Source organism: Kitasatospora sp. NPDC087861, assembly GCF_044742585.1.
GTDB lineage: Bacteria > Actinomycetota > Actinomycetes > Streptomycetales > Streptomycetaceae > Kitasatospora.
The window spans coordinates 25,808-46,933 of the sequence record NZ_JBIUUS010000006.1; the positions used below are offsets into that span (position 1 = coordinate 25,808).

At 73.0% G+C, this 21,126-nt stretch carries 21 protein-coding genes; 11 read left to right on the forward strand and 10 right to left on the reverse strand.

The window, feature by feature from the left end:
• Window positions 1-124 precede the first annotated feature (124 nt).
• On the reverse strand, window positions 125-583 hold the full coding sequence (locus ACIOJE_RS11055; protein ID WP_280673532.1) for a MarR family winged helix-turn-helix transcriptional regulator: 459 nt from the start codon (window positions 581-583) through the stop codon (window positions 125-127).
• A 125-nt stretch (window positions 584-708) separates the two neighbouring features.
• Between ACIOJE_RS11055 and ACIOJE_RS11060 the strand changes: the two genes are divergently transcribed.
• The 3 genes from ACIOJE_RS11060 to ACIOJE_RS11070 all read left to right on the forward strand — a co-directional run bounded on the left by ACIOJE_RS11060 (window position 709) and on the right by ACIOJE_RS11070 (window position 4,124).
• Window positions 709-1,965, forward strand: a complete 1,257-nt coding sequence (locus ACIOJE_RS11060; RefSeq protein ID WP_400775189.1) for an alpha/beta hydrolase — start codon at window positions 709-711, stop codon at window positions 1,963-1,965.
• A 101-nt stretch (window positions 1,966-2,066) separates the two neighbouring features.
• A complete protein-coding gene (locus ACIOJE_RS11065; RefSeq protein WP_400775191.1) occupies window positions 2,067-3,335 on the forward strand; it encodes an ATP-binding protein in 1,269 nt (422 codons plus the stop codon).
• Window positions 3,336-3,545: 210 nt separating this feature from the next.
• Window positions 3,546-4,124: a DUF5994 family protein gene (locus tag ACIOJE_RS11070; RefSeq protein WP_400775194.1), complete on the forward strand. Its 579-nt coding sequence runs from the start codon at window positions 3,546-3,548 to the stop codon at window positions 4,122-4,124.
• A 70-nt stretch (window positions 4,125-4,194) separates the two neighbouring features.
• Here ACIOJE_RS11070 and ACIOJE_RS11075 read toward each other — a convergent pair whose 3' ends face one another.
• The 4 genes from ACIOJE_RS11075 to ACIOJE_RS11090 all read right to left on the reverse strand — a co-directional run bounded on the left by ACIOJE_RS11075 (window position 4,195) and on the right by ACIOJE_RS11090 (window position 6,713).
• Window positions 4,195-4,446 (reverse strand): hypothetical protein, encoded by a 252-nt coding sequence (locus ACIOJE_RS11075; RefSeq protein ID WP_280673540.1) that lies wholly within the window; start codon window positions 4,444-4,446, stop codon window positions 4,195-4,197.
• A gap of 97 nt (window positions 4,447-4,543) precedes the next feature.
• Window positions 4,544-4,789 carry a hypothetical protein gene (locus tag ACIOJE_RS11080; protein ID WP_280673541.1) on the reverse strand — a complete coding sequence of 82 codons (246 nt, stop codon included), beginning with the start codon at window positions 4,787-4,789 and terminating at the stop codon, window positions 4,544-4,546.
• Between the two features lie 56 nt (window positions 4,790-4,845).
• Window positions 4,846-5,337, reverse strand: coding sequence for a DUF5994 family protein (locus ACIOJE_RS11085; RefSeq protein ID WP_280673543.1), 492 nt, complete (start codon window positions 5,335-5,337; stop codon window positions 4,846-4,848).
• Between the two features lie 170 nt (window positions 5,338-5,507).
• The gene (locus tag ACIOJE_RS11090) at window positions 5,508-6,713 is read right to left on the reverse strand and encodes a PP2C family protein-serine/threonine phosphatase (protein ID WP_280673545.1); all 1,206 of its coding nucleotides are present in this window, start codon (window positions 6,711-6,713) and stop codon (window positions 5,508-5,510) included.
• 381 nt (window positions 6,714-7,094) lie between these two features.
• On the opposite strand from ACIOJE_RS11090, the gene ACIOJE_RS11095 reads away from it, so the two are divergent.
• Both ACIOJE_RS11095 and ACIOJE_RS11100 read left to right on the forward strand, forming a co-directional pair.
• A complete protein-coding gene (locus ACIOJE_RS11095; protein ID WP_280673547.1) occupies window positions 7,095-8,591 on the forward strand; it encodes an MFS transporter in 1,497 nt (498 codons plus the stop codon).
• Window positions 8,588-9,205 carry a helix-turn-helix domain-containing protein gene (locus ACIOJE_RS11100; RefSeq protein WP_280673549.1) on the forward strand — a complete coding sequence of 206 codons (618 nt, stop codon included), beginning with the start codon at window positions 8,588-8,590 and terminating at the stop codon, window positions 9,203-9,205. The genes ACIOJE_RS11095 and ACIOJE_RS11100 overlap by 4 nt, the downstream gene beginning before the upstream one ends.
• Before the next feature lie 69 nt (window positions 9,206-9,274).
• Here the strand turns inward: ACIOJE_RS11100 and ACIOJE_RS11105 are convergent, their stop codons facing one another.
• The gene (locus ACIOJE_RS11105) at window positions 9,275-10,243 is read right to left on the reverse strand and encodes a helix-turn-helix transcriptional regulator (protein WP_400775199.1); all 969 of its coding nucleotides are present in this window, start codon (window positions 10,241-10,243) and stop codon (window positions 9,275-9,277) included.
• Between the two features lie 74 nt (window positions 10,244-10,317).
• On the opposite strand from ACIOJE_RS11105, the gene ACIOJE_RS11110 reads away from it, so the two are divergent.
• Together ACIOJE_RS11110 and ACIOJE_RS11115 are read left to right on the forward strand one after the other, a co-directional pair.
• A complete protein-coding gene (locus tag ACIOJE_RS11110) occupies window positions 10,318-10,785 on the forward strand; it encodes a hypothetical protein (protein ID WP_280673553.1) in 468 nt (155 codons plus the stop codon).
• Complete coding sequence (locus tag ACIOJE_RS11115) at window positions 10,782-11,396, forward strand: NIPSNAP family protein (RefSeq protein ID WP_400775201.1); 615 nt, start codon at window positions 10,782-10,784, stop codon at window positions 11,394-11,396. The genes ACIOJE_RS11110 and ACIOJE_RS11115 overlap by 4 nt, the downstream gene beginning before the upstream one ends.
• A gap of 205 nt (window positions 11,397-11,601) precedes the next feature.
• On the opposite strand, the gene ACIOJE_RS11120 is transcribed toward ACIOJE_RS11115, so the two are convergent.
• A complete protein-coding gene (locus tag ACIOJE_RS11120) occupies window positions 11,602-13,131 on the reverse strand; it encodes an MFS transporter (RefSeq protein ID WP_400775204.1) in 1,530 nt (509 codons plus the stop codon).
• Between the two features lie 216 nt (window positions 13,132-13,347).
• Here ACIOJE_RS11120 and ACIOJE_RS11125 point away from each other — a divergent pair, with 216 nt between their 5' ends.
• On the forward strand, window positions 13,348-14,103 hold the full coding sequence (locus ACIOJE_RS11125; protein ID WP_280673559.1) for a TetR/AcrR family transcriptional regulator: 756 nt from the start codon (window positions 13,348-13,350) through the stop codon (window positions 14,101-14,103).
• Between the two features lie 7 nt (window positions 14,104-14,110).
• On the opposite strand, the gene ACIOJE_RS11130 is transcribed toward ACIOJE_RS11125, so the two are convergent.
• Entirely contained in the window at window positions 14,111-14,983 is an 873-nt protein-coding gene (locus ACIOJE_RS11130; protein WP_400775207.1) for an isocitrate lyase/phosphoenolpyruvate mutase family protein, read from the reverse strand.
• A 157-nt stretch (window positions 14,984-15,140) separates the two neighbouring features.
• Between ACIOJE_RS11130 and ACIOJE_RS11135 the strand changes: the two genes are divergently transcribed.
• Entirely contained in the window at window positions 15,141-15,827 is a 687-nt protein-coding gene (locus ACIOJE_RS11135; RefSeq protein ID WP_400775208.1) for an ArsR/SmtB family transcription factor, read from the forward strand.
• 32 nt (window positions 15,828-15,859) lie between these two features.
• Here the strand turns inward: ACIOJE_RS11135 and ACIOJE_RS11140 are convergent, their stop codons facing one another.
• Window positions 15,860-18,397: a germacradienol/geosmin synthase gene (locus tag ACIOJE_RS11140; protein ID WP_400775209.1), complete on the reverse strand. Its 2,538-nt coding sequence runs from the start codon at window positions 18,395-18,397 to the stop codon at window positions 15,860-15,862.
• Between the two features lie 176 nt (window positions 18,398-18,573).
• Entirely contained in the window at window positions 18,574-19,365 is a 792-nt protein-coding gene (locus ACIOJE_RS11145) for an SDR family oxidoreductase (protein ID WP_400775212.1), read from the reverse strand.
• Between the two features lie 148 nt (window positions 19,366-19,513).
• On the opposite strand from ACIOJE_RS11145, the gene ACIOJE_RS11150 reads away from it, so the two are divergent.
• Together ACIOJE_RS11150 and ACIOJE_RS11155 are read left to right on the forward strand one after the other, a co-directional pair.
• Entirely contained in the window at window positions 19,514-20,086 is a 573-nt protein-coding gene (locus tag ACIOJE_RS11150) for a helix-turn-helix domain-containing protein (protein ID WP_280673570.1), read from the forward strand.
• Between the two features lie 275 nt (window positions 20,087-20,361).
• Complete coding sequence (locus ACIOJE_RS11155) at window positions 20,362-20,997, forward strand: HhH-GPD-type base excision DNA repair protein (RefSeq protein ID WP_280673572.1); 636 nt, start codon at window positions 20,362-20,364, stop codon at window positions 20,995-20,997.
• Window positions 20,998-21,126: the final 129 nt, after the last annotated feature.

Here is a 21,126-nt window from a genome sequence, read left to right on the forward strand (position 1 = left end):
GCGGCCTTCTGCGTTCACCGGCTCGTCCGTCGCCCCGACGATCCCGATCGGGGCGGAAACGGGCCGCCGGTCGGGGCCGCCGTGCCCGCGAACAATCGCCGGGCCCGGCCCGGCGGCACCGTGGTCACAGCCGGTCGTAGACGGCGGCCAGTTGCCGCAGCACATCAGTCGCGATGCCCAGGTCAACGGCATCGTGATGCGCGAGTGCAGTGTCGAGCGCCCGGGCCAGGACGGCCTGACGTTCGTGGTGGCGGCGCCGGCCGGCGTCGGTGAGGGTGACCATGACCGACCGCTTGTCGCCCGCAGGGCGTTCACGGGTGACGTAGCCGGCCGCGACAAGGCCGTTGACCAGCTGAGTGGTGGCGGCGCCGGTGGTCTCGGCGGCGGCGGCCAGTTGGCCGATCGGCAGCGGGCCCATCTCGACCAGGACGCGCAGTGCTCGCGCGTGCGTGAGGGAGAGCGCACCGGGCGTGCGGGTGGCGCGTCCGCGCAGGCGGGAGTCGGCGGCGCTGAGGCTATAGGCGGCACGAGTGAGCTCGTCGAGGGCGTGATCGCGAGTGGGGACGGACTGCGGCTCGGGCATGAGGTGACTTCCGTGGGGCGGGTCGGCGGGTGAGTTGACAACAGTTTAGCCTAAGTACTTAATAGATAAGTACTTAGGCACTGCGCGGCAGCTGCCGAGCACCCCATCGAGAGAGGACATCCGTGATGACTGTTCGTTCGACCGGCCAGAGCTGGGCCCTGGACATCGCCCTCGCCCAGGGCGGTTTCGACGCCCTGCACCCTCAGGCCAAGGGCACCCTGGAGCAGCTCGGCCACGACCACACCGACTTCGACAAGGTCTTCGAGCTGGTGAAGAGCGGCGCGATGCTCCCCAAGGCCTGGGCCACCGTGGCCGGCCAGGCCGAGGAGCGCGCCGCCCACCACGAGCGGGGCGGCTTCGCCCAGACCGCCGCCGACCTGTACGTGCGCGCCGCGGTGATGTGGGGCCGCGCCCAGTACTCCGTCTTCGACGCCACCGACCCGCGCAAGCTCGCCTTCCGCGAGCACGCCGACCACTGCGTGGAGCGCCTTGGCGCGCTGCGCGACAACCGGGTCCGCCGGGTGGTCCTGGACTTCGAGGGCCACCAGGTCTTCGGCCTGCTGCACCTGCCGGCCGGCGAGGTGCGCAACGCCCCTGCGGTGATCCTCGGGCCGGGGATGGACATGATCAAGGAGGACTACATCTACGCAGCCGAGCGGTACTACACCTCGCGCGGGATCGTCGCCCTCTCCATCGAGGGCCCGGGCCAGGGCGAGAGCCGGGCCAACGGGCTCACCGTCGACCTCACCAACTACGAGCGGGCGATCAGCCGCTACATCGACCACCTGGCCTCGCTCCCGGAGGTCGACCCGGCCCGGATCGGCATGTTCGGCATCTCGATGAGCGGCTACTGGGGTTCGCGCGCCGCGGCCACCGACCGCCGGCTCGCCGCGCTGGCCGCCTTCGAGGCAGTCACCGGCGACTTCCGGACGATCTTCGAACGGGCCCAGCCGACCTTCAAGAACAACTACATGTTCATGGCCGGCTACACCGACGAGGACGCCTTCGACCGCGAGCTGGTCGACCGCATGCCGCTCGGCGACCTCGTCCAGGAGATCACCTGCCCGGTCCTGTACGGCATCGGCGAGTTCGACGAGCTCACCCAACTCGAGCAGGCCCTGGCCAACTACGAGCGGATCCGCGCGCCCAAGGAGATCCGCGTCTACGAGAACGAGTTCCACCCTCTGGGCGGGGCCGCCGCCGAGGTGTTCCGCTTCGGCGCCGAGTGGATCGAGCGCGCCCTGAACGGCGCGTTCCACGAGCCCGGCCGCGACGTGCGCCACTACGTGCACCGCGACGGCCGCACCACCGACGGCACCGCCAACCCCACCTGGTGGCTCGGCACCGTCCCCGCCCGGATCGCCGGCGCCCGCCAGGCGTGACGCCGACGCGGACCGGCCGTGGCCGCTCGTCCGGGCGGGCGGCCACGCCGGGGTCGGCCCATGATGGAAGTCCGGGAGCACGCGACGTTCGAGAGCGGCACATGGCTGTATGGCATGTCCGGGACTTCACACCGGACGACCTCGAAGCGGTGGTCCGGCTCGACGCGGAGAGCGCCACCACGGACCGCACCGCCGTCTTCCGCCTCTCCGACGTGGTCGCCGCGTTGCAGGCCCGTGATCCGAGCGTCGTCGTGGTGGCCGGCGGGCGGGTCGTGGGCGCGGCGGTGGGCCGGGTGGACGGGGACCGGGCGTGGGTGCTGCGCATCGCCCTGCACCCCGGCTGGCGGAACCTGGGCATCGGCACCGCCCTGCTGTCCGCACTGGAGCACCGTCTGCGGGACGCCGGTGCCAGGATCGTCGCAGCGGTGCTGCCCGAGGAGGAGACCGGCGCCACCGCACTGGTCAACTCCGGGTTCCACCCCCACCGCGGGCTCACGTACTTCGAGAAGTCGGAGGTCGTCAGCACCCAGGGCCCGACGGTCCTGGCGGCGCTGGGCGCGGTCATGCCCGAAGCCCACCTCTGGGAGCGGCTCACCGGCATGGCCGACGAGAAGCGGCTCATCGAACGGCGGCTGGTGCTGCCCCTGGCGAACCCCGAGCTGGCGGACGCCCACGGAGTGGAACCGCCCCGCGCGGTCGTACTGTTCGGTCCGCCGGGCACGGGCAAGAGCACGTTCGCCAAGGCCGTGGCCGGTCGGCTCGGCTGGCCGTTCATCGAGCTCTTCCCCTCCCGGCTCGCGTCCGAGGACGGGTTGGCCACCGAACTCGGCCGCCGCTTCGAGGAGGTGGCGCAGCTCGACCACGTGCTGCTGTTCATCGACGAGGTCGAGGAGGTCGCCGGTACGCGCAGCCTCGCCGCCCCCGCGTCGGTCGGCGTGGTCAACGAACTCCTCAAGTCGATCGTGCGGTTCCGTGACCGCGACGGCCGGCTCCTCGTCTGCGCCACCAACTCGGTGGCCGCCCTGGACCCGGCGTTCCTGCGCCACGGCCGGTTCGACTACGTCCTGCCGGTCGGGCCACCCGACGCCGCGGCCCGCGACGCGCTGTGGGCCGGCTACACGGCGAAGACGGGTACCGCCGCCGACACGGCGGTCCTCGCCGAAGCCAGCGAGGGCTTCACTCCCGCCGACATCAGGCAGGTCGCCATGGCGGTCGCCCAGAGCACCTTCGAACACACCCTCGACACGGGGGAACGGACCCAACCCGGCACCCAGGACTATCTGGACGCCATCCACCGCACCCGTCCGACCGTTTCCGAGGAGATGGCCCGGGAGTTCGCCGACCAGGCGATCCGCTACGGGCGGGTCTGAGCGGCCGCCGCCCGTTCCGCCGTGTCCGTCCGAAGGCGCCGGGCGGGGAACCCCACCGCCGTGACCATGCCGGGTCCGGGCCGGACCGAGAGTGGCCTGGACATCACCGAAGGCATTCCGCATGCCGGCACCGGGTACTGGCGTCGTCTCCGGCGAACGGCAATGCCGGACCCGGCCTCACGGGCCGGGCCCGGGGACAGGTCCTTGATCATGACCACGATGCTCGATCGTGCGACGACGCCCGCCGCCCCGGATTCCACCGCACGGCTCTCCCTCACGCCCAGTGGCGTGCGACCCGGCCGCCTGGACGGGGCCTGGTGGCCCCGCTCGCGTGATCTCCTCCTCGAACTCCCCGCCCTGGCCGCCGCACTCGACGAACGGTGGGGCCGGGTCACCCGGATCACCGTGAACCCCGCGCAGTGGCCCGTCATCCCCCGGCGGATCCCGGTCACCGGGCACACCGTCCACGCGGGCTGGTTCACCACCGAGCAGGACGAGCACACGATCGCGGTGTTCTCGTACGCCCCGCGCCGGCTGAACCTGCTGGTCGTCCCGCCGGAGACGGACGCCGTCGATGCCGCCCGGCTGATGGCCGAAGCCGCCCGTCCCGCGAACACCATGGCCGCGAGCGGTCTGCTCGCCGTGGAGACGGGTGGCGGCACGCAGGGGCCGGAGTCCCGTTCCGACTTCCTGCCGTCGGCCGTCGCTCCGTCCGGCGGCGCCGGTGAGGCCCTCAGGCGGGCGGATGTCGCCCGCAGCCGGGCCACCTCCTGGCCGGTACCCGCGTAGCCGGCGGGGCGGGAGCCGCCCGCCACGGCCGCGGAGCCGGGTGTGTCACTCGCGTGACCATTCGGCTGTGTCACTCGCGTGACCATTCGGCCTCGGCCTGGGGCCGGCCGGCGATGTCGGCCCCGTCCCAGAGGCGGATCCTGATCGCCCGCGGGCCGGGCGCGGGCAGGGAGAGCGTGCGCACGAACACGTCCCGCAGGTGGTTGGCCGCCCGCTGGGGTGGCCCGTCGTACTCCAGCGGATCCGGCATGGGAGCGCCGTCCCGCCGGGACCAGCGGCCGTCGTCGTCCTGCGTCTCCAGAACCCATCGGTAGTGCCGCATCCTGGCCTCCCGTGCCGACGTTCCCGCCCCCGGACACGACGGTAGGGGCGGGGCGGATCGGCCGCGACCGGTGGACCGCGCCCGGAACGGACCGCCGTCAGTACTCGGCGCCGCCTCGCAGGTAGCTGCCGACGACCTGGAGCCATGCCCCGGGGCCGAAGCAGACCTCGATCCGGTACGGCGTGTCCTCGAAGACCCGCAGGACGCGCAGCGCACCGCTCGGATGCAGGTCGTACTCGAAGGTGACGCCGTCCGCACCGTCCTCGTACTGCATGTCCAGCGGACCCTTCGAGGGCTCCTCCGGCGCCCGGGCGTCGGCCGAGAGTTTCACGTAGACGGACATCTCGCTGCCCAGCCTTTCCTGTCTGCCCGAGGAGCCCGGCCCGCGAGGCCCGTCCCTCAGGACCCTTCGCCCGGCGGGTCGGCGCCGATGCCGGTGGCGACGAGGATCTGCCGTGCCGAGTCGGTTCCGTCGGCCTCGACCGCGCGTGCCATCGCGGACAGGGCCGCCTCCTGGCTCGCCTGCGGGGGAACGACGAGCAGGCTGAAGTGATCGCGGTCGCCCCGCGTGACGATCACCGTGTCGTCACCGACCGGGTACCGGTCGATGTGCACCGACCGGCCGTCGACGACCAGCCGGGCCGGCACGTCGTCCCAGGCTTCAGCGTCCAGCCCGACGCTCGCCACGGGGCCGAGGTGTTCGGTCAACGCCCTGACCAGACCTGGCAGTTCGACTCCGATGTCCCGCGAGCGCGGCCACCACGCGCCGTCGAGCACACCCTCGCGCGACTGTGTGGTCTCCAGGCGCAACAGGACCGTCCCCGGCTTCGCGGCCTGCCGGAACCGGTCCGGCAGAAGTCCCGGGAGCGCAGCACCGGTTTCGTCCGACATGGCTCGCCACCTGTCCGTGGACACACGCCGACCCCACCGAGCGGGGGCCGACCGTTGGGGAGCGGCGGCCGGGCCGCCCCGATATCCCCACGGTACTCCGCCCGCACCGCGCCGATCGGGCCGGTCGGGCCGGTCAGGGGTGCCGGCGCGGGGGTGCCGACCCGCTCAGCTCAGCGCCACTCGATCAGGAACAGGGTGGCGTCGTCGCTCGTGCGCCCGCCCCGCTTCTCCTTCAGGACATGGGAGAGCGCGCGCACCACGGCCCGCACCCCGGCCTGCGAGCGCTCGACCCGGTTGACCCAGTCGATGAGCTGCTCCTCCCCGAACTGCTCCCCGCCGGGCTCGCGCTCCTCGACCAGGCCGTCGGTGAAGCACAGGACCCGGTCACCGTGCCGCAGTACCCGCTCGCTGATCACCGGCTCCTCGCCGCCGAAGCCGACCGGCAGGGTGGTCTCGCTCTCCAGCCGCTCGACGACGACGTGGTCGCGGATCAGCAGCGGCTGGGGATGGCCGGCGTTGACCCACTGCAGGTGGCCGGTCAGGGTGTCCAGGCGCATCATCTGCGCGGTGACGAAGTGGTCCGGCCCGAACTGCTCGGCGATCGCCCGGTCCATGAACGCGTAGATCTCGGCCAGTCCGATGTCGGCGCGCCGGGCGTGCCGGTACGCGCCGATGGCGACGGTCGCCATGGTCGCGGCGTCGAGCCCGTGGCCCATGGCGTCGATCGTGGCCACGTGCAGGAGGTCGTCGTTGAGCGCGTAGTCGAAGCTGTCACCGGCCACCTGGTAGGCGGGTTCGAGGATGCCGGCCACGGCAACCCGGTGGACGGTCATCGACAGCGGCGGCAGCAGCGACCACTGGATCTCGGCGGCCACACCCATCGGTTCGAGGCGCCGGGCCTGGAAGATCCGGTCGGTGTAGCCGCTCTTGGTGACCAGCAGATCGGCAGCCAGGGCGGCGAGGCGCCGCAACAGCCGCCGGTCCTCGTCATCGACGGTATCCAGCGTGAGGGCCAGCACCCCCACCTCGTCGCCGCCGTCCAGCAACGGCAGGTACACCCGCACCCCGTCGGCCTGCGCCTCCTCGACGGAGGCACCGCGCAGGAACGCCGCACCCGCGGGGGAACCGTCGATCGGCACCGGCTCCCCGGCGGCCGACCCCAGCCCCGACAGCGGCGCCAGCACCAGCTGGCCGTAGTCCTGCAGCAGGAGCGCCGGGTCACGGCCGCCGAGCCCGCGCACCACGTCGGCGACCAGCGGGGCGATCAGCTGGGGCGGCAGCTCATGGGCCCGATCGAGCAGCGCGCCCAGCAGACGCTCGCCGCGCCCCTCCGACCAGTCCGGCCCCGCTGCGCCGGACGACCGCTCACCGCGCATCCTCGCTCACCGCCGTCCTCCTCCCGTCGCGGCACTCGGCACCGGCTCGATCGGCCCGACACCCCGGCGCAGTTCGCCGGGGCGGGTCCTTCCATTACGCCCGACGGCAGTGCATCGCGCCCCCGGTCGCCCGCCGGTACGGCCGCCGGGTCGGGCGGAGCACAGCCGGCGGTCCGGGCCTTAGTCGTTCCCAGGGCTGCGGATCACGCTCTTCCTTCCGTCCTCCTGCGGCCTTCTGTCCGGCGGCCGGCGTATGTCATCATCTGAAGACATCAACTGATGACATCGCGCGCTGCGCGCATCCCCGGGATGCCCGGACGGCGGGTGCGGCGTGCGGTCTCCGGTTCAGGCAATCGATCTCCGGCAAGGGAGGGCGCGTCCATGGAGAGCCCCAGCGGACGTGAGCGGGCTCTGGTGCCCGTCCTGGTGTTCCTCAGCGCCGTGGTGGCGGTGATCAGCAGCCTCGGTGCGCCGATGATCCCGACCATCGCGGCCGTCGACCACGTGTCGCTCTCCGAGGCGCAGTGGTCGCTGACCATCACCATGCTGGTCGGGGCCCTCACCACTCCGGTGCTGGGTCGCCTGGGCGACGGCCCGGCCCGGCGTACGGTCACGCTCACCGCGGCCGCGGTCGTGGTCCTCGGGAGCGTGCTGGCCGCACTGCCGCTCGGCTTCGGCTGGCTGCTCGTGGGACGCGCACTGCAGGGTGTCGGGCTCGGACTGACCCCGCTGGCCATCGCCACCGCGCGGGACAGCCTGCCCGCCGCGGCCTCCCGCTCGGCGGTCGCGCTGCTCTCCATCACCACCGTCGCCGGGGTCGGCCTCGGCTACCCGATCACCGGCCTGATCGCCGAATCCTTCGGCATCCATGCGGGCTTCTGGTTCGGCGCCGTGATCAGCGCCCTGGCCCTGGCGCTGGCCGCCCTGGTCCTGCCGCCGACCACGGACCGTGCACGGCGCCCGCTGGACGCGCTCGGCGCCGCGCTGCTCGGCCTGGCGCTGGTCGGACTGCTGCTGGTGCTCAGCGAGGGCGAGACCTGGGGGTGGGCCAGCGCCCGCCTGTGGACGGTGGCCGCCGTCTCCCTCCTGCTGCTGATCACCTGGATATGGCACGAACTGCGCACCGCCCACCCGCTGGTCGACCTGCGCAGCCTGACCAACCCCGTCGTGCTGACCGCGGACGTGGCCGGCCTGGTCGCGGGCGTCGGGATGTACCTGCTGATGTCGCTGGTGATCCGCTACGTCCAGACCCCGACCGGCACCGGCTACGGCCTGGGCGCCTCGGTCGTGGTCGCCGGCCTCGTGCTGCTGCCGTTCTCGGCGCTCAGCCTGCTGTCCAGCAAGGTGGTCCCGGTCCTCGCCCGGCGCACCTCGTCCGCCCTGGTGCTGCCGCTGGGTTGTGCGATCTCGCTGGTCTCGATGCTGTTCTTCCTGTTCGCCCGCGACCACTTGTGGGAGCTCCTGGTGGTGATGGGGATCGCCGGACTCGGTGTCAGCTGCACCTTCGCCGTGATGCCGGGGTTGATCGTCAACGCGGTACCCGCCCACGAGGTCGGCAGCGCGGTCAGCTTCAACCAGGTGCTGCGCTACGTCGGCTACTCCACCGGCAGCGCGCTGTGCGGCGCCGTGCTCCAGGCGCACACCGAGCCCGGACGACGACTGCCCACTGACGGCGGCTACCGGGACGCGGCGCTGATCGGCTGTGCGGTGTGGGTGGTGATCGGGCTGGTTACGATCGTCCTGCCGCGGCTCAGTGCCGTGACCGCCTCCCGCAGGGGTGCGTGCGTGGACGAGGAGCTGATGGTGGACGAGAGCATCGCCGACGGCGTGGCCGGCGAGGGCGAGGTGCCCGTCCTGCGGGCCGGGGCCGAGCGGTGACCGAGGCCGCCCCCGGGACCGACCCCACCACCCCCGGCGGCGATCGGCCGGAGCCGGGGGCACCCCGACGCCGGGACGCCGCCCGCAGCCGGGAGCTCCTGATCCGGGCGGCGATGGAACTCTTCGCGGATCGCGGTTTCGAGCGCACCACCACCCGGGAGATCGGTGAACGGGCCGGTGTGGACCCGGCGTTGATCGCCCGGTACTTCGGCGGCAAGACACAGCTCTACCTGGCCACCGTCCGCGTCGAGCTGGGCGACTCCGTACCTGCCGACCTCCTGGAGGAGGACCGCTTGCGCGGTCTGCTGGAGCGTTTCTCCCAACGCGGGCCCGGCCCCTCCTTCCAGGCCGCGGTCCTGCCCGGCGACCGGACCGAGGTACAGCAGGCCGCCCGCACCTACCTCCACGAGCGGCTGGTGGAGCCGCTGCGCGACCGCTTCGCCGCCGAGCAGGTGGACCGTCCGCAGTTGCGGGCCGAACTGGCGGCGGCAGCCTTCGCAGGGATCATCCTGGCTCGATCCAGCGGGGCCTTCGGCGAACTCGCCGCGGCCGAACCCGAGGAGTTGCTGCCGCTTCTGCACGACCTGCTGGCCGCAAGCCGCCCGACCCGGTAACGGAGTCCGGCCCCGGATCCAGGCACCACCAGCCGAAGGGCGCGGCGAGCGGCGACCCGCCGGTGGTCCTCAGGCATAGCGAGCCGCGAGGGTGCGGACGGTGGTGGCGATCCGGGCTCGCAGGGACTGCGGTTGGAGGACTTCCAGGTCGGTGCCCAGCTTGAGGAATTCGCCGTGGGCGTGGTCGACCGACTCGATGGGGACGGTCGCCACCGTCCAGCCGTCGGTGTCCAGGGCGCCGGTGGTGGCGACCGCATCGGCAACCGCGTGCCCGAGCTGCTCCCGCACCCGACCGACCCCGCGCGGCGACAAGCGCACCACCGCCTCTCCGGTGTGCAGTCGCGCGTGGAAGTCGGACAGCTGCGCCTGCCAGTGCGCGCCCAGATCGAAGCCAGGAGGCGTCGAGAACTCCTCGTCCAGCAGCCGCAGTTCGAGGATCTTGTCGACCCGGTAGGTACGCAAGTCGCCCCCGCTCGCCGCCACCAGGTACCACCTCCCGGCCTTGAGCACCAGCCCGTACGGCTCCAGCCGCCGCTCGACCTCCTCCGGTGCCGTCCACCGGCGGTAGCGAACCGAGATCACCCGTCGCCCCCACACCGCCGCCGCCACTGCCGGCAGGTGCGGCGTCTCGTCGCCGTTCCCGTACCAGCCGGGCGCGTCCAGGAGGAAGCGTTCCTGGATCCGCCCCGCGCGTTCGCGCAGTTCGGCCGGCAACGCGGCCCGCAGCTTCAGCTGAGCGGCCGCCAACACCTCGCCGAGACCCAACTCGGCCGCCGGCCCGGGCAGCGCGGCCAGGAACGCCGCCTGTGCCTCGTCCGCCGTCAGCCCGGTCAGCCGGGTCCGGTACCCGTCGAGCAGCCGGTACCCACCCGCGTGCCCCGCCTCCCCGAACAGCGGGATGCCGGCCGTACCGAGCGCCTCCACGTCCCGGTAGACCGTCCTCACGGAAACCTCCAGCTCCTCGGCGAGCTGCTGCGCGGTCATCCGTCCACGGGTCTGCAACAGCAGCAACAGGGAGATCAACCGGTCGGCACGCATGACGGCAAGTATCCGCCGGTGCTTCTCCCTCACCTGACAGGAGATGTCAGTGAAGTACTCCTACTCTCCACCGCATGGACGACTTCGACTTCCTTCACGGCGTCTGGGACGTGGCCAACCGCCGCCTCGCCGAGCCGCTGTCCGACCGGAGCGACGACTGGCAGGAGTTCCCCGGTCGGGCGTTCGTGCGCCCGCTGTTCGGTGGCGCCGGAAACATCGACGAGATCACCTTCCCGACGCTCGGCTACCAGGGCGTGACGCTGCGCCTGTACGACCCGGAGCGGAAGCAGTGGGCCATTCACTGGTCGGACAGCCGCAGCGGCCGGCTCGACCCGCCGGTGACGGGCTCGTTCACGGGAGACCGGGGTGATTTCCACGGGGATGACGCGTACGGGGGTCGCGCCATCCGGGTCCACTTCACCTGGCTCCGGCTCGGCCACGACACGGCCCGCTGGGAGCAGGAGTTCTCGGCGGACGGCGGTCGCAGCTGGGAGCGCAACTGGGTGATGGACCTCAGCCGCGTCCGGGGAGCGGAAGCGTGAGCATCGTCGAGCTGCGCCAGTACACCCTCCACCCCGGAGCGCGGGACACCCTGGTCTCCCTGTTCGAGCGGGAGTTCGTGGCCGGACAGGAGTCCGTCGGCATCACGCTCGGCGGCCGTTTCCTCGACGTGGACGACCCGGACCGCTTCGTCTGGCTGCGGGCCTTCCCCGACATGGCGGCCCGCGCCCGCGCGCTGAGCGCGTTCTACCACGGTCCGGTCTGGCAGGCCCACCGGGACGAGGCCAACGCGACCATGCTCGACTCGGACAACGTCCTGCTGCTCGACGGCCCCGGCTTCACCGCGCCACCGGACGCCGAGGCGGTCACCCTCACCATCTGTCACCCGAGGCAGCCGGATTTCGCCGAGTACTTCACGCGGCACGTACGCCCCGCGCTGGCCGCCGCCGGCCTGCCGCCACTCGGCGTCCACCGCACCGAACATGCCGAGAACAACTTCCCGGCCCTGCCGGTCCGCACCGGCGAGGACGTCCTCCTCTGGTTCACCGCCGGCGCCGCGGCACCCGCCCTGCCCTGGGCCGATGAGCTGCCGCCCCGACTGCACACCGCTCCGCGGCAACTGCGCCTGGAACCGGTCGGATCGACGTGGTGACCGTGGTGACCGTGGTGACCGGCTGACAGGGTGATTCACCCTGCCGAGGCTCGCGATCGTCCGGTCGGGGTGTCCGATTCGTTCAAGACGAGGCGTTCGGGCGCCGCGTACGCGGGGAGCACGGCGCGTTCAGGGGCCATGGGACAAAGGCTACGGGCCCGGGTACCGGCGTCGCCGCCGGTACCCGGGCCCGCTCCCGACAGGCTCAGCCCGCCGTCTGCACGGCCGGCTCCGCCGCCCCGGCCGCACTCTCTGCCTCGGCCCCGGTCGGGCCGGGCTTGCGGCCGTCCCGCATCAGCACCAGGGTCAGCGCCGCGGCCGCCAGGACGGAGATCCCGCCCGCCGTGAAGGTGACGGAGGTCGCGGTGTTGAAGGCGTCGCGGGCGGCGGCGGCCAGGCCACCGTCCCCGGTGCTCGCGGAGAGGGCCAGCGCGTCCGTGATCGCGTGCCTCCCGGCGGCGGGCGCGTCGGCGGGCATCGCGCCGGTGTAGGTGCTGGACAGGACGGTGCCGAGGATCGCCACGCCCAGCGCGGAACCGGACTGCTGGATGGTGTCGTTGAGCGCGGAGCCGACGCCGGCGTGCTCGGCCGGGATCGCGCCCATCAGCGCGTTGGCCGCGGCCGGCATCCCGACGCCGGAGCCGACGCCCAGCACCAGCATGGCCAGGGCGACCTTGGCGAAGCCGTCGCCGACCGAGAGCGTGGCCAGCAGCCCGAACCCGGCCGCCATGACCAGCATGCCGGCCGAGACCATCACCCGCGGGGCGACCTTCTTGCCGAGGGCGGCGCCGAGCGCGTTGAACACCAGCGAGGCGACGGCCAGCGGGATGAACGCCAGGCCGGTGTCGGTGGGCGAGAACTCCAGCACGAACTGCAGGTACTGGGTGAGGACCAGCATCAGGCCGCCGGTCGCGAAGGCCAGCAGGACGAGCGAGAAGCTGGCTCCGGTGAACACCCGGTTGCGGAACAGCTTGAGCGGGACCATCGGCGACTCGGCCCGGACCTGGCGCACCCCGAACCCGACCAGCGAGACCACCGCGACGGCGAGCGCGCCGAGCGTGCCGGGGCTGGTGATGCCGTCCCGGGGCAGCACGATGATCGACCAGACCAGCGCGGTCATCCCGATCATCGAGAGCAGCATGCCGGGCAGGTCCGGCCGGCGCCACGGCCCCTTGGACTCCGGCATCAGCACGGCCGCCGCGAGGATGGCGACCACCGCGACCGGCACGTTGATCAGGAAGACCGCGCCCCACCAGAAGTGCGCGATCAGCGCACCGCCGAGCACCGGCCCGCCGACCAGGCCGAGCATGGCCACCGCGCTCCACGCGGCGATCGCCTTGGGCCGTTCCTGGTCGTCGAAGACGGTGATCAGGATGGAGAGCGTGCTCGGCATGACCAGTGCCCCGCCGACGCCCATCAGGACGCGCCCGGCGATGAGCTGCCCCGGGCTGTCGGCGACGGACGCGACCAGGGAGGCCGCACCGAACAGCACCAGGCCGATGATCATCACCTTCCGCCGGCCGAACCGGTCGGAGAGGCTGCCCGAGGTGAGCAGCAGGCCCGCGAAGACCAGGATGTAGGAGTCGATGATCCACTGGATGTCCTGCGCCCCGGCCTTGAGGTCCTCCGCGATCTGCGGGATGGACACCGTGAGCACCATGTTGTCGACCACCAGCACCAGGCTGCTGAGACAGAGCACGATCAGGATGAGCCAGCGCCGCGGATGACGGTCCACCGCGATCCCCCTTCGAAGTGAGCGCGCCGGCCTCGGGCCGGGCGGAAGTCTGCGCGGGCACGCCGCGCCCCGTCCCCGCGGGTGCGGTGTGCGCCGCTCCGCACACTGTACGGACGCCGCACACCGTTCGCAATGCCGTACACTGTTCGTCGCGGCTTATGCTGAACGGAGCGAAGCCGAGCCGAGCAGGCCGGCGAAGACCGAGAGGAGGGCCTGATGACGGCCAGGCCGAAGGACGCGCCGGGCGCCCTGTGGAGCCGCCCCCAGCCCGCGCGGCGCGAGCAGCCGCCGCTCAGCCGCCGGCAGATCGTCGCGGAGGCCCTCGCGATCCTGGACGGCAACGGCATCGAGGCCCTCAGCATGCGCAAGCTCGGCGCCCGCCTCAACGCCGGCGCCACCTCGATGTACACCCACGTCGCCAACAAGGACGAGCTGCTCGCGCTGGTCGTCGACGAGGTGTTCGCCGAGCTCCCGCTGCCCGCGACGGGCGACGCCCAGCGCCCGGACGCCTGGCGCGAGGCCGTCGCCGAGTGCGCCGAGGGCGTGCGCTCGGTCATCCTGCGCCACCCGTGGATGGTCTCGGTGATCGGCGACGTCGGGATGGTCTACCTCGGTCCCAGCTGGATGCGGCTGTCCGAGGCGGTGCTGACCATCCTGGAGGAGTCCGGCTTCGGCCTCGCCGAGGCCAACGACGCGATGGGCGCCGTCCTCGGCTACACCATCGGGACGGCCAGTGTGGAGGCCTCCTGGCTGAGAGCGCTGGCGCGGCACGGCCGGGAGGAGCAGGAGTGGATGGACCAGCTGCTGCCCGCCGTCATCGACGCCACCAAGGACTACCCACGCCTGCACCGGCTGTACACCACCCAGGTGCGGCAGGAGATCTCCGACGGCCGGGACAGCGAGTTCACCGGCGGCATCCGGCTGATCCTGGACGGCATCGAGGCCGGCCGGCGGACCCGCCAGGAGACCTGACGCATCGTCACTCTCCGCTCAGCGCCTGGATCTCGGCATACCCCGGCACCGGACCGACCGCACCGCCCGCGGCGACGGCCGCCGCCGTGGCCACCGCCGCCGCCAGCGCGGAGCGGTACAGCAGCGAACCGAGGCTGACCCTGGCCACCCCCAGCGCGGCGAGTTCGGCGAAGCTCGGGCCGGTCGGCGTCCAGAGGATGTTGAGCGGGACGGCGAGCCGGCCGACCAGGCCTGTGATGGCCACCGGATCGGCCAGCCCCGGGACGAACACGCCGTCCGCGCCCGCCTGCTGGTAGGCCTCCAGGCGGCGGACCGTCTCCGGCCCGGGGTCGCGGCTCCCGGCCCAGTAGGTGTCGGTGCGGGCGTTCACGAAGAGCCCCGGCGCGGCCGCCTTCACCGCCGCGATCTTCGCCGCGTGGACGGCCGACGGCGCCAGGGTGCCGTCCGCCCGACCGTCCTCCAGGTTGACGCCGACCGCCCCGGCCTGCGCCAACTCGATGGCCAGGGCGGCGACTTCTTCGGGGTCGTCGCTGAATCCGGACTCGGCGTCGACGCTCAGCAGGAACCCGTCACGGCCGAGCCGGCGGGCCAGCCGTACGGTCTCGGCACGGGTGGCGGCCGCGCCGTCGGGCAGGCCGGCGGCGGCCGCCACCCCCAGGCTGGTGGTGCCGATCGCGGTGTACCCCTCGGCGGAGAGGGCGGCCGCCGAGGCGTGGTCCCAGGCGTTCGGGAGCAGCAGCGGGCGGCCGGGGCGGTGGTGCAGGGCGGCGAAGGCGGTCATCGGGTTTCCTCCGGGCGTCACCGGGTCAGGGCCAGGGGTCATCGGGTCAGGGCCAGGGGTCATCGAGTCGTAGCGGGAGAACACCGTGGGATCGCTCATACCGGTCATCCTGGATCCGGCTCGTTTCGGCCCGCGCCGAAGTGTGCCGCCCCGGTTCGCTTCGGCCCGCGCCCTCAACGCTTCGGCCCGCGCCGCCCGGACCCGCCCCGACGACGCTTCGGCCCGCGCCGAACCGTGCCGGGGCGACCATGGAGGCATGTCGCTAGCCGCCTTCGCCGCCCTGCTCGCCGACCCCACCCGCGCCGCGTTCTGCACCGCGCTGCTCGACGGCCGCGCCTGGACCGCCGGCGAGCTGGCCCGGCAGGCGGGCGTCGCGCCGTCCACGGCCAGCGAGCACCTGTCGCGGCTGATCGCGGGCGGGCTGCTGGCCGAGGAGCGGCAGGGGCGGCACCGGTACGTCCGGCTGGCCACCCCGGCGGTCGCCACCCTGATCGAGGACCTCGTCGTCTTCGCCGACCAGGGCGACGCCCCCACCCCGCACAGCCTGGGCGCGGCCACCCGGCAGAGTGCCGAGGCCCGCGCCCGCACCTGCTACGACCACCTGGCCGGCCGCCTCGGCGTGGCCGTCGCGGACGCGCTGCTCGCCCGCGGCCTGCTCACCGACGACGCCGGCCTCGCCGTCACCGGGCGCGGCCGGGCCTGGCTGACCGCGCAGGCGATCGAACTGCCCGAGCGGGCCGGCCGCCGGGGCGGGCGGCCGGTGGTGCGCAGCTGCCTGGACTGGACGGAGCGCCGCAGCCATCTCGGCGGTGCGCTGGGCGCGGCACTCTGCCGGACGGCGCTGGACCGGGCCTGGGTGGAGCGGATCGGCTCCGGCCGGGCCCTGCGGGTCACCCCGGCCGGCGACCGCGCACTGCGCGAGCTCCTCGGCGTCGAGCTCTGAAGCGTCGCGCGCCGAGGAGCCCGGCTCGCCGATCAGCCCAGGGCCACCGCCCCGCCGGCCGGGGCCGCACCGGCCAGCGGCGGGCGCAGCGAGGCCGTCCCCAGACCGGTCGGCCCGACCGGCACACCGCCGGCGGGCACCGCACCACTCGGGGCCTTCGGCGCGGACACGGCCTGAGCGGACACGACCGGCGCGGACACGACCGGCGCGGGCACCGCCGGCACCGGAGCGGCCGGCGCCCGGAAGGCGGGTACGGCCCTCGCCTCGGCCGCCCGGCCCGCCCCCGCCCTCAGCTCCCGCTGCTCGCCGAAGTGCCGGAGCAGGTCCTCCTCGCGGTACCGACGGCAGTCCCGGTGCCAGACCAGGATGCCCGCGAGCCAGTTCTCCAGCTCCTTCACGTACCCGTCCAGCATCTCCCTGGCAGCCGGCTCCAGCGCGAAGTCGTCGTACAGGACGGGCAGTTCCTTCGCCGCGACGTGCTGGAACTGGTCCAGCCGGGAGTGCATCAGGTCGTCGACGATCCGGACGGCGGACGGGTAGTCGCAGTTGAAGAAGTTCTGCACCACCAGGACGGCGTTGTGCACCTCGCCCTCGTACTCGACCTCCTTCTGGTACGAGAACAGGTCGTTCATCATGCACGCGTAGTCCGCGGCCGAGTTCTCCAGCGAGCGCATCGAGCCGTGCTCGTAGACGCCCGGCGGCACGACCTGCCCGTGGGCGAGCCGGCACAGGCTCATGGTGAGGTCGGAGCCGAAGGTGGCGCGGCGCATCTCCAGGTAGTCCACCGGGTCCGGGATCCGGTTCTGCACCTGGTTGTTGAGCTCCCAGATCCAGCTCGCGGTCATGTCCTCGATCGCCTTGCGGAACCGGCGCCGGGCGTCGGCCGTCATCGGGCCGGCGGTGCGCTCCCAGATGTCGGCGAGGCCGCGCTCCAGGGCGTTGGCCGGCTCGGGCGCGGGGCTGCCGTCGACCGGCATGAACAGCGGGAGCCGCTCGTTGGCGAGCTTGGCGCCGGCCAGGTCGCGGGTGCGCCCGAAGACCACCGGGTAGTAGTCGTCGGCCCAGGTGCCCCAGGCCAACCAGGCGGAGGAGACGTCGAGTTGGTCGGCGTTGGCGTCCGGGTGGATGCCGGCCGCGCAGAGCGGGAGGTCGTAGTCCCGCATGGACTCGGCGTCCCAGATGCCGGATCCGGGGATGCCGGGCTGCTCCTCCAGCATGCCCATCCGCTCGGCCCACTCGATCACCCGCTCCCGCGCGCCGTCCAGGTGCGGGCTCAGCGTGGCGGTGAACGGCAGCTTGAACTCGGGCAGTCGGGACGGACCGACGGGCCGGAACGGCACGTGGCCGTGCGACCGGGCCCGCCGCACCGCGGGCCCGACCCCGCCCGCACCGGCCGCACCGGCCGCGGGAGCGCCACCGGAACCGACCGCGGGAGCGCCGCCCATCGCCCCGCTGCGCAGGATGTCCAGCGCCGAGGTGCCCACCCCGCCGATCGCGAACGGGTCCCACCAGTTGCCGGTGCCGGGCAGCGCGCCGCCCGTCCCCGCCGCGACGCGGCCGCCCGAACCGGCCGCCGCGCCACCGCCGTTCATGTACCGGCTGGAGCGCATGTGCCACTCGTGGCCGCCGGACTGCCAGTCCTGCAGGCCCTTGACGTACGCCATCACCCGGGCGCGGTCCTCGGGGCCGAGCCCGGTCTCGGCGAACAGCACGGGCAGTTCGGTGAACACCGTGTTCTCGAACTGCTGGAGCCGCGAGGTGAGCAGGTCGTTGACCGCCTCGGCGGCCTCCTGGGTGGAGCACTCCAGGAACTTCTCCAGCACCAGGATGCCGTTGCTCAGCTCGCCCTCGTCCTCCACCTCCCGCTGGTACGAGAAGATGTCGTTGCGCAGGTGCACGCCGTCGGCGAAGGCGTCCATCAGCACCCGCAGCGCGCGCGAGCCGGAGACCTCCTTCGGGACCTCGGCGCCGGCCGCGTACTCGACCAGCTGGGCGGACCAGGGCGCCCCGCCGACCTTGCGGCGCATCTCGATGTACTCGACCGGGTTGGCGACCCGGCCCGCATCGATGTTGGCGAGCTCCCACAGCGACTCGTTGAGCAGGTTGCGGGTGCTCTCGGCGAAGCGGATCCGCCAGTCCCCGCCCATCGCCGGCACGGTGCGCCGCCACAGGTCGGCCAGGCCCGCCTCGACCGGGTTCTCCGGCTCCGGCACCGGGGTGGTCGGGTCGGCCGGCATGAACAGCGGCAGCCGGTCGAGGTGCGCCTTGCCGGCCTCGCGGTCGTTGGTGCGCTTGTACATGTCGAGGAAGTGGTCGTCGAAGAAGAAGACCCACACGTACCAGTCGGTGACCAGGGAGAGCGCCTCGGCGGAGGCGTCGGGGTGGGTGTAGGCGCAGAGCAGGCCGTAGTCGTGGGCGTCCAGGTCGGCCTGGTCCCAGATGCCGGATCCCTCCAGCATGCCCATCTCCCGGGCCCAGACGGTGGAATGGGCCCGGGCCTCGTCCAGATGGGGATTGAGGCGTGCCGGGTGCGGCACGTAGAAGGACGGCAGTTCGAACGGCTGAGTCACGGCGGGCGGGCCTTTCTGGACGCGTCGATTGGACCAAGAATGGCGCGCGCGGGCGGTGCCGCACCGGCGCAACGGAAACAGTCATATGAAATGACCCACTTGCTCGAACCCGCGCCGAACTTCCGCCCGAGTGAACGGTCCGGGCTGGATCGTACGTACGGAGCCCGGCCCTCCGGTCACACCGTCTTGACCGCGCCGCCGTCGATCAGGTGGTCCGCTCCGGTGATGCTCCCCGCCAGCGGCGAGGCCAGGTACGCCACCAGCGCCGCCACCTCCGCCGGCTCGACCAGCCGGCCGGTGGTCATCCCGGCCGTCCCCGGCAGCGCCGCCAGCAGCTGCTCCTGCGGCAGGCCCAACGCCCCGGCCAGCGCGGCCCCGTAGCCGTCCGGCGCCTCCCACAGCGCGGTACGCACCGGACCCGGCGAGACGGTGTTCACCCGCACCCCGCCCGGCCCGAACTCCTCGGCCAGCGCCTTGCCGAAGGCCGTCAACGCCGCCTTCACCGTGGCGTACGGGACGGGCCCGGCGTGCGGCAGCCGGGCGCTGTTCGACGAGACGTTGACGATCGCGCCCCGCCGCCGGACCAGCCCGGGCAGCGCGGCCCGGGTGGTGCGGACGGCGGCCATCAGGTTGAGGTCGAAGGACTGCTGCCACTGCTGGTCCGTGAACGACAGGAAGCCGCCCACCTGCCGCTCGCCGCCGTCCCCGCCGCCGACGTTGTTCACCAACAGGTCGAGATCGCCGCCGAGTTCGGCCACCGCCGTCTCCACCAGCCGCCCCGGCCCGTCCGGCGTCGCCAGATCCACCGACACCGCGACCGCCCCGGTCCGCGCCAGCTCCGGTGTCACCGTCCGGGCGCCCGCCACCACGCGCACCCCCTCCGCCACCAGCGCCTCCACCACGGCCAGCCCGATCCCCCGGCTGGCCCCGGTCACCACGGCGGTCTTGCCGTTCAGCTGCAGGTCCATGGATGTCCCCTCCACACAGGCCACGAAATTGCGTCACTCCTGACGCAGAAAACGTAGAACATGCATCACCCATGACGCAACTAACCATCGATCGGCAACACCGCTGTAGCCTGTCCCCCGACCAGAGCCGCCACCCGGGAGAACCGCCATGCCGACGCCGCCACGCCCCCTCCGCGCCGACGCCGAGCGCACCGTCCGGGCCATCCTGGAAGCCGCCGAGCGCGTCCTGAGCGCCAATCCGGCCGCCACCATGGAGCAGATCGCCGAGGCCGCCGGGGTCGCCCGCACCACCGTCCACCGCCGCTTCGCCACCCGTGAGGCCCTGCTCGCCGCCCTCTGCGCCTGGGCCGCCCGCCAGTTCCACGCCGCCGTCGAGTCCGTCAGCGACAGCACCCCGCCCCTGGTCGCCCTCCACCAGGCCACCGCCAACGTCCTCCAGGTGAAGATCAGTTGGGGCTTCGCGATGAACGCCGCCGGCGACGACGACCCGGAGACCGCCCGGATCCACGCCGACGTCCTGGCCCGCTGCGACGCCCTCTTCCAACGCGCCCGCGCCGCCGGAGTGCTGCGCCCCGACACCGACCTCGACTGGGCCCGCCGCGTCTACTACGCCCTCATCCACGAGGCCGCCACCGCCGACCGCCCCGGCACCCCCGCCACCCCCGAAGCCCGCGCCACCCTCGTCCTCACCACCCTCCTCAACGGCCTCGGCACCCCCTGACACTCCCTCGACCGGATTCGCCGTCCGGCCGCACACCTTCAGGAGAGGCCGACCGGTCGGCGGGCTCGGCCGTGGGGGCGAAAAATATGCCGTGAATTCCCCCGACCGATGGAGCGAACGCCTCCGGCAACCGCTCCGCCAACGAACAAACCAGGCATGACAAGGCCCTGGAACTCCAAGAGTTCCCCGGCTACGGGCGTGTTGACAGCCCCCGCCCCGGCCCCGTCCACCAGACTGGGCGCCGACCCGACGTCAACTCCGAGGAGGGCAAGCCCATGAACGTCACCGTCCGGCTCGCACAGCAGCCCGAGGCCGACGAACTACTCGGACGCAGTGCGCTGGCCGCGCTCGTCGGCATGCTGCTCGACCAACAGGTGCCGATGGAATGGGCGTTCACCGGCCCGTTGACCATCGCCCGGCGGCTCGGACGGAACGACCTGGACGCCCGGGAGATCGCCGTGTACAACCCGGAGGAGTTCGTCGCCCTCCTCTCCGCGAAACCCGCCGTGCACCGCTACCCGGCGGCGATGGCCAAACGGGTGCAGCAGCTCTGCCAGTTCCTCGTGGCGCAGTACGACGGCGAGGCCTCCGCGCTGTGGAAGGACACCCGCACCGGCAAGGAGCTGCTCAGCCGCCTCAACGCCCTGCCCGGCTTCGGCAAGCAGAAGTCGCAGATCTTCCTGGCCCTGCTCGGCAAGCAGTACGGCGTGCGGCCGGAGGGTTGGCGGGAGGCGGCCGGCGCGTACGGCGAGGAGGGCTCGCACCGCTCGGTCGCCGACATCACCGGACCCGAATCCCTCGACCTGGTACGGGAGTTCAAGCAGGAGATGAAGCGCGCCGCGAAGGAGGCGAAGTCCGCGGCGAAGACCATGACCCGGACGACGGCGGCGAGCGCGGCCGGGGTGCGCTGACCACCGCCCGCCCCGCCCTGCGCCGCTCCTGATCCAGGCCGCTCGCGCGCAGCACCGAGGAGTCCACCACCGTACGGTTCATGGCCCTCCCGGTGTGCGCCGAGGACCCCGGTCGCGCGGCGCGACCGG